Consider the following 8438-nt stretch of genomic DNA (forward strand, 5'->3'; position numbering starts at 1 on the left):
GCGTATATATACGCCTTTTTACTTAAGAGTTCTTTTCGCTATGTTTGAACAATGGTCTGAAATCCTTTCTAGGTTACTAATTAATTCTATATATAATATTCCCATATCAATTTCACACTTATCATTATTTAATCTAGATATATGATTTATTCGAATAGATTTTTCTATTTTATTTACTTCAGTTTCTATTTTAATTATTTTTATTGCTATATCCTTATCTCTATTATCAATAAGTTTTAAAGAATTTTCATAGTTTTCCATTACTTTTTTATACATATTGCTAACTTCTGATATACTTTCATCAGACATTTTTGCTTTTCTTTCAATTGCTATTTGTGAAAGTTCAGATATATTTTTTGAATGTTCTCCAATTCTTTCAATATCATTTACAGTACTAAAAAGATTATCTATATCTTCAATTAAATCATGTTGTATTGATTTTTTAGATAATTTTAAAAGATAGCTTATTAAACTTTTTTGAAAATCATTGATTACTTTCTCTTTTTCAAAAGTTACCTTCACTTCTTTTTCTGACTTATTAACAAAACTTTTGATAGAACTTTCTAAACATTCTTTAGTAACTTCTCCCATTTTAAGAGTTTCCTTGATAGCATTTGAAAAAGCAATAGACGGAGTCTCCAATACTCTTTCGTCAAGATAAGTTTTATTATTTTCTTCGTCTGCATCACTAGGAACAATTTTCATTGCTAATTTTACTATATATTTCGAGAAAGGAAGTAAAATTAAAACTGATACTATGTTAAAAATTGTATGAGTATTAGCTATTTGTCTAGCTATATCATTTGGATTTATTTTAGTAACTATAGATACTGTTGGTCTATTTAAAAGTATTAAAAATAATAATGTCCCTATTACATTAAATAATAGATGCATAATTGCTGCCCTTTTGGCATTTCTATTAGCTCCAATACTTGAAATTATTGATGTTACACAAGTACCAATATTTTGACCATATAGTATTGGTAGGGCAGCATTTAAAGGAATTAATCCTTGTGATGCAAGAGCTATTAGCATTCCCATAGAAGCACTTGAACTTTGAACAATTGCAGTTATTCCAAAACCTAGTAGTAAACCTAATACAGGTCTTTGTCCAAATCCTACTAATGCGTCTGTAAATCCTTTAAATTCAGCCAATGGTTTTACTGCATCTTTCATAAACTCCATTCCTGTAAATAAAATTCCAAATCCAAGTAATATCTCCGCTAAGTTTCTTATCTTAGATTTCGATGAAAATAAATATAATATAATACCTATACCTAAAGTTATAGGAGCTAAACCTTCTAAATTGAAACTTACAAGTTGAGCTGTAACTGTAGTTCCAATATTTGCTCCCATTATCACTCCTATTGCTTGATTTAAAGTCATTATTCCCGCATTTACAAATCCAACTACCATTACAGTAGTAGCGCTAGAACTTTGTATAATCGCAGTTACAAGTGTTCCTACTAAAACTCCTATAATTATATTACTAGTTAAAAGTTCTATTATTCTTTTTAATTTATCTCCTGCGGATTTTTGTAAACCCTCTCCCATTAAATTCATTCCATACAAAAAAAGTCCTAATCCTCCTAAAAGACTTATCGCTATATTCAAATGCATCCCTCCTTTTTATTTTTAAATATTATAAGCTTAGGATTATCTATTTTTACAGTTATAATTCATAAATAAACTTTAATTTAAACAATATTAGATAAGTATTTTCTAATCCTATAACATTAGAATATTAATATAATTCTTGGTTAAATTATTAATGACTAAATGTATTAAGGAGGAAATCATGGCTAAAAATAAAAACAATAAAAAAGCTAAAAATACAAAATTAGAAATAGCAGAAGAACTTAATATTGAACCAAGATTAAGACCTTCTAAGACTGGTTCTGTAAGCCAAAATACCGCAAGACCCGTAAGTTCTCATAAATAGATATTAAATTATTTATTCACAAAAGCACTACTTAATAAAAAAAAGTAGTGCTTTTTACATATTATAAATCGAAATTTGTACTAGCTAAATACAGAAAACTTTTTCTTTTTTTCTATTGACTTATTATTTATTTAAGTTATAATTTTAAACAACAAGTAGATAACTGAGATAGAGGCGCGAAATTTAAAAGTAATATTATGGAGGTAAGCTCAATGAAGTAATATAAAAGGAAATTTCGCCGAAGTGAATAGTTAATAGCTTTAATACTATTTGCTGGACTTATGTAGAATATATATAAGACTGTCACAATTCGTGAAGAGCTATTTTCAATGAAAACGTACGATACATTCATATTATTGTATGGAGTTTTCGTATTTTCGTCATGGGTATAGGCTCATGGCTTTTTTATTGTCAAAAAATTTTATATTATCTTAGTTACCTGCTTATGGAAAAACATTACCATAAGGAGGATAATTAAAGTGAATGAACAAAGTCAAGAGTTAAAAAGAGGTTTAAAAGCAAGGCACCTAAATATGATAGCACTAGGTGGTTCTATTGGGACAGGTATATTTCTTGCAATGGGAAATACTATTAATCAAGCTGGTCCTGGTGGAGCATTAGTGGCCTATAGTTTAGTAGGTATTATGGTTTATTTTTTAATAACAAGTTTAGGAGAAATGGCAACTTTTATGCCTATATCCGGATCCTTCAGTTCCTATGCCTCTAAATTTATAGACCCTGCACTTGGGTTTGCACTCGGATGGAATTACTGGTACAACTGGGCTATAACAATAGCAGCTGAAATGGTCGCTGGTTCTTTAATTATGAAATATTGGTTCCCTAATGTTTCTGGAATTTATTGGAGCTTATTATTTTTAGTTATAATCGTTTCTTTAAACTTTTTATCATCAAAAGCATACGGTGAATCTGAATATTGGTTTGCTGGAATAAAATTAGTCACTATAATTATTTTTTTAATAATAGGTATGTTGATGATACTTGGAATAATGGGCTCTAGTAATATAGGTTTTCATAATTATTTTATATCTGATGGTCCATTTCATGGTGGATTAAAGTCGATATTTGCTATTTTTTTAATTGCAGGTTTCTCATTTCAAGGTACAGAACTTATAGGCGTTGCCGCTGGTGAAAGTGAAAATCCTGAAAAGACTATCCCAAAAGCTATAAAATCGATATTTTGGAGAATACTGATATTTTATTTAGGAACAATAATCGTTTTAGGTGCTATAGTCCCTTTTACACAGGCAGGAGTTTCTGAAAGCCCCTTTACAATGGTATTTGAAAAAGCAGGTATAGCTGAAGCTGCTTCCCTTATGAATGCAGTAATATTAACTTCTGTATTGTCTGCTGGTAACTCTGGTATGTATGCATCAACTAGAATGCTTCATTCTATGGCTAAAGAAGGTATGGCTCATAAAATTTTGCAAAAACTAATAAAAAAGGTGTGCCTGTAAATGCTTTAATATTAACTACTATAGTCGCTTCTTTTTGTTTCTTGACAGGTATATTTGCAGAAAGTATTGTTTATGTTTGGTTGGTTGCTGCCTCTGGACTTGCTGGATTTATATCATGGGTTGGTATAGCAATTTGTCACTATAGATTCAGAAAAGCTTATGTTCATCAAGGTAATAATTTAAAAGATTTAAAATTTAAAGCTAAGTGGTATCCATTTGCACCTATATTATCCTTATTAATGTGCATAATTATTATAATAGGTCAAGGATTTTCTTATATAAAACCCGATGGAATTGACCTTAATGGGCTAATAGCTTCTTACATCGGTATTCCTTTATTTTTAGGATTATATATTGGTTATAAAGTTAAATTTAAAACTAAGGTTGTTCCTCTAAATGAAGTTGATTTAACCTATACTGAAAATACTGATAAATACTTACAAGAAGTTAAAAAATAAATACTTATTATATAAAAAAGAGTATAGACAAAATGTCTATACTCTTTTTTTATCCTACAAGCATAAATATAAAGTGTGCAGATGCACCGGCACATATACCACCTATTGTATGTGATAATATTGCTTTACTTGTTATTTGTCTAGCATCTAAAGCATCCATCATACCTACATGCGTACTTAAATATCCACTCCAACACATTCCCATAGCTGTAAATACTGCTATGTCATTTGGAGTTACTATACCATCTGTTATAAACTTAGGTACAAGTGACATCGCTGCTCCAACAGCCCCTAATGATGTAATTGGGAATGATATAGCTTCTGGTGATGTAAAACCAAATAATGGCTCTAATATAAATCTAAGCTTTTCTCCTATAATTGGAAGCAGTCCTATACCTTCATATGCTGCACCTGTATATACTGCAGCCCCAGTATTAGGATCAGTAGATGGACCAAATGTTAATAACATTACTACGGTACATACAACTAGAACTCCCGGTATTATCGCTAGTCCTAATTCTACTCCACTTTTTCCCCCTTCTAACATTGCATCTAAAAACCTCTGGAATACATTTCCTTCTCTAATCTCTCTTAAATCTTCACTTCTAGATAATTTTAAATTACTTAAATCTTGCTCAGAACTATACTTATAAAACTTTTTTGTAAAGTGTAACATTATCCTTACACTTACGATACTTCCTATTATCGCACCAATATTTCCTATTATTGCAGGTAATACATACTGTTCACCTTGAGATATCATAAATGTAGTTACTATAAGCCCCATTCCAAAAGATGTACCTAAATTACATAAAGCTGGGATTTGATAGTTTTTAAAATATTTAGTAAATGATTTATCTTTGCTAAATGATATTATTGCAGGGTTATCTGATAAATAAGTAGTTATTGCACCAGCTATGCTCGCTCCGGGTAGTCCATATAAGGGTTTCATAAAAATGGCAAATATTTTGTTAAGTAGTTCTATTACACCAAACTCTGATAATAGTGCACTTAATGCACCTGCTAATACTGCCATTGCCATTATTAAAAATACTGTGTTTAAAAGTAAGTCATGTGCTGTGTTCATAATAACTTTAAACATTATTCCAGCACCCATGATATTAGCTACATATAAAAATCCAGCTAATAAAAGTCCAGTAAATACAAAAGCTTCTATGCCTATGGCTTTTGTACTTCTTTTTGATATGCCTTTTTCCATATAAATTTCGTCTCCCTTATTAAATTTTGTGACTAAGAGCATCTTTGTAAAATAACTTTTAATCTGTGTTTACAATATTATACAATAAATAAAGTTATTAATCTATACATACTTACTTATATCAATATATCAATAGAATAAAAATGGGAGAGAATTGTTTAATTCTCTCCCATTTTTATTATTTACTCGTTATGAGCTACGTTCATATTTTTTACTACATAGTTTACTAAATCAACAGTTCTTGTTGAGTAACCCCACTCATTATCATACCAAGAAACTACTTTAACCATGTTGTTTTCTAACACCATAGTTGATAATCCATCTATTATAGATGATCTTGAATCTCCTTTGTAATCAACTGATACAAGTGGCTTTTCACTATAGCCTAATATTCCATTTAATTTACCTTCAGATGCTTCTTTTAAAGCAGCATTTACTTCTTCTACAGTTACTTCTTTTTTCAGTTCACATACTAAGTCTACTAAAGAAACTGTTGGAGTCGGAACCCTTACTGAGAATCCATTTAATTTACCTTGTAATTGAGGTAATACTTTTGCAACAGCTTTTGCAGCACCTGTTGTAGTTGGTATCATTGATTCAGCTGCTGCCCTTGCTCTTCTTAAATCTTTATGATTTTTATCTAATATTTGTTGATCATTTGTATATGAATGTATAGTAGTCATTAATCCTTTTTCTACACCAAAGCTTTCATCTAATACTTTAACAAATGGTGCTAAACAGTTAGTAGTACAAGATGCATTAGATATTATATTGTGTAATTCATTATCATATTTATCTTCATTAACACCCATAACTACAGTTATATCTTCGTTAGTTCCAGGAGCAGTTAATATTACTTTTTTAGCTCCTGCATCTATATGCTTTTGCGCTTTTTCTTTTTGAGTAAATAATCCCGTAGATTCTATTACTAAATCTACACCTAATTCCCCCCATGGTATATTAGATGGATCATTATGTCTTACGATTTTTATTTCTTTTGAGTTTACTACTAAAGTATCATCATCTTTAACTTCTACATTTCCTTTAAATGTTCCATAACATGAGTCATATGTAAATAAATGTGCTAAAGTTTCTGCATTTGCTCTCGCATTTATAGCTACTATTTCTATATCGTCGTTTAATCTTTCTTGTGCAATTCTTAAAACCGCTCTACCGATTCTACCAAATCCATTCATACCTACTTTTATTTTCATATTTAAATCCCCCTATATTGGCTAAGATATATACTTTCATTGATTATTGTATACTTTTTGCATCAATTGTGCAACACATTTTATCATTTTTTAATTATTATTTGTTTTTTCGTCATTTTTTGATAAATAGTATACACTTTTTATTGTTTTCGACCTGTATTTACATATATAAAAAAGATAGAGCGTAAATAACTTACACCCTATCTTTTTTATATATTTTCAATAAGATTTTTTGAATCATTATTTGAATTGTTATAATAATAGATATAATCTATAACTTTACCACTTATAGTTACAGCTATTAAAGAGTAAAATACATCAAATACTGATAAATATAATAGTGATAAAATTAATATACAAACATCTCCTAATAAATATACCTGACCAACATTTAAAGATGTAGTCTTAGCAATAACTAATGCTAAAGCATCATCGCCTCCAGCAGCAGCACCTGCTTTTACGATAAGTCCTACCCCAACACCTACGCTTATTCCTGCAAGTATAGTAGATAAAAACATGCTATCAATTTTTGGTACGAGTGGCCCTATAGCTTCAAACCAATCATACATAAATGAAAAACTTAATGATGCAATTATAGAATATATAAAGAATTTTTTACCAAAGAATTTATATCCTATTAAAAGAAGTGCTCCATCAATTACTATATTTGCTAGTGCTGGCTGTATATTGAATAGATTCTTTAACAGTAGTAAAAGTCCTAACACTCCACCTTCTGTTATATTGTTTAAATAATAAAAATTGTAAAAACCAAATGCTAATATAAATGATCCTAAAAGTATAAGCCCTATGGTTTTTAAAAGTCGCCGATCGGCCATAATATCCCTTCCTTTTTCTTGATTTACTTTATTATATTAGATAAATATAGCTTTGTATACACGACTTTTTGAAACTTAAAATTATACTATTTTTTTTATTTTTTTTCAATGGTTTTTTAATCATTTTTTATTTTTTTATATTTTTATATATGTACTTAAGTATTTGCAATACTTTCACATATATTAATTTTTCAAAAAGTTTATATTAATACTTTTTATATTTAGTATAAATAAATTCATGTTTATATAATTTTTTTATTTGTTTAGAAATACTATCCTTAGTACTAGCCTATTTTTATATACTTATGATTTAAACGCATACATATTTGGTATATAATATTTATTATTACAAATTAAGAGGTGAACAACATTGATAACTATAATTTCTCCAACTACGACTATGAATTTTGATAAAAATATAAAATTAAATAAATCTTCATTCCCTATTTTTTCTGATGAAGTTAATTATCTTATAGATTTATTAAAGCCACTATCAAGTTTTGATATAAAAAATTTAATGAATTTAAGCGATGAATTATCAAATTTAAATTTTAATAGGTATTCAAGTTTTAATAAATCTAATAATAAAACACTACAAAGTATACTTGCTTTTGATGGTGAAGTATTTAATTCTATGAATGCTTCAAATTTTAACGATTTAGATATAGATTTTGCAAATAAATATCTAAGGATACTTTCTGGACTTTATGGAGTTTTACGTCCATTAGATATGATACAACCTTATAGACTTGAGATGAAAACGAAACTTGAAAATAATTGCGGAAAAGACTTATATAAGTTTTGGAAATCAAAAATAACTAATCACATCATGGATGAGTTAAAAAATCACGACAACTCAGTTTTAGTTAATTTAGCTTCTTCTGAATACATTAAATGTATAGATTTAAAACTTTTAAAACAATCTTATAAATTTGTAGATATTGTATTCAAAGAATATAACCCTATTAATGATACTTATAAAGTAAAAGGCCTTTATGCTAAAAAAGCTCGTGGTTATATGGTTGAGTATATTGTAAAGAACAGAGTTAGTGATATAGAACACCTTAAGTTATTTAATAAGGAAGGATATGAATTTAATCCTAATCTATCCAATAATGAAGTATTTACATTTACTAGATAAGTATAAAATTTTATAGTCATTAATATATAAAAAGACTATGATAATTCATAGCCTTTTATATATTAATGACTATCTACAGCAACATTTACGAGATTTGCAACAGCAGTTATGATCTCTATCTCTCTTGCAACAACAGTCATGATTCCTATCTCT

At 28.3% G+C, this 8438-nt stretch carries 6 protein-coding genes, 1 pseudogene and 1 riboswitch; of the genes and pseudogenes, 3 read left to right on the top strand and 4 right to left on the bottom strand.

Annotated elements, in window-relative coordinates; translation table 11 throughout:
- Positions 1–18 precede the first annotated feature (18 nt).
- The gene (locus JWF52_RS17360; RefSeq protein ID WP_208334748.1) at positions 19–1614 is read right to left on the bottom strand and encodes a Na/Pi cotransporter family protein; all 1596 of its coding nucleotides are present in this window, start codon (positions 1612–1614) and stop codon (positions 19–21) included.
- A gap of 184 nt (positions 1615–1798) precedes the next feature.
- Between JWF52_RS17360 and JWF52_RS17365 the strand changes: the two genes are divergently transcribed.
- Together JWF52_RS17365 and JWF52_RS17370 are read left to right on the top strand one after the other, a co-directional pair.
- Complete coding sequence (locus JWF52_RS17365; protein ID WP_154658896.1) at positions 1799–1942, top strand: hypothetical protein; 144 nt, start codon at positions 1799–1801, stop codon at positions 1940–1942.
- A 161-nt stretch (positions 1943–2103) separates the two neighbouring features.
- Positions 2104–2273: riboswitch (Lysine riboswitch) on the top strand.
- Between the two features lie 202 nt (positions 2274–2475).
- Positions 2476–3875, top strand: a pseudogene (locus JWF52_RS17370) (amino acid permease).
- A gap of 49 nt (positions 3876–3924) precedes the next feature.
- On the opposite strand, the gene JWF52_RS17375 reads toward JWF52_RS17370, so the two are convergent.
- The 3 genes from JWF52_RS17375 to JWF52_RS17385 form a co-directional block, all read right to left on the bottom strand.
- Entirely contained in the window at positions 3925–5094 is a 1170-nt protein-coding gene (locus JWF52_RS17375) for a CD0519/CD1768 family membrane protein (RefSeq protein ID WP_208334749.1), read from the bottom strand.
- A gap of 182 nt (positions 5095–5276) precedes the next feature.
- Positions 5277–6308: a type I glyceraldehyde-3-phosphate dehydrogenase gene (gene gap, locus JWF52_RS17380; RefSeq protein WP_208334750.1), complete on the bottom strand. Its 1032-nt coding sequence runs from the start codon at positions 6306–6308 to the stop codon at positions 5277–5279.
- A gap of 209 nt (positions 6309–6517) precedes the next feature.
- Entirely contained in the window at positions 6518–7144 is a 627-nt protein-coding gene (locus JWF52_RS17385) for a DUF6198 family protein (protein ID WP_042274911.1), read from the bottom strand.
- Between the two features lie 370 nt (positions 7145–7514).
- Between JWF52_RS17385 and yaaA the strand changes: the two genes are divergently transcribed.
- Positions 7515–8285 carry a peroxide stress protein YaaA gene (gene yaaA / locus JWF52_RS17390; protein WP_208334751.1) on the top strand — a complete coding sequence of 257 codons (771 nt, stop codon included), beginning with the start codon at positions 7515–7517 and terminating at the stop codon, positions 8283–8285.
- The last annotated feature ends 153 nt before the right edge of the window (positions 8286–8438 follow it).

The organism is Clostridium sp. CCUG 7971 (assembly GCF_017590215.1).
Lineage (GTDB): Bacteria > Bacillota > Clostridia > Peptostreptococcales > Peptostreptococcaceae > Faecalimicrobium.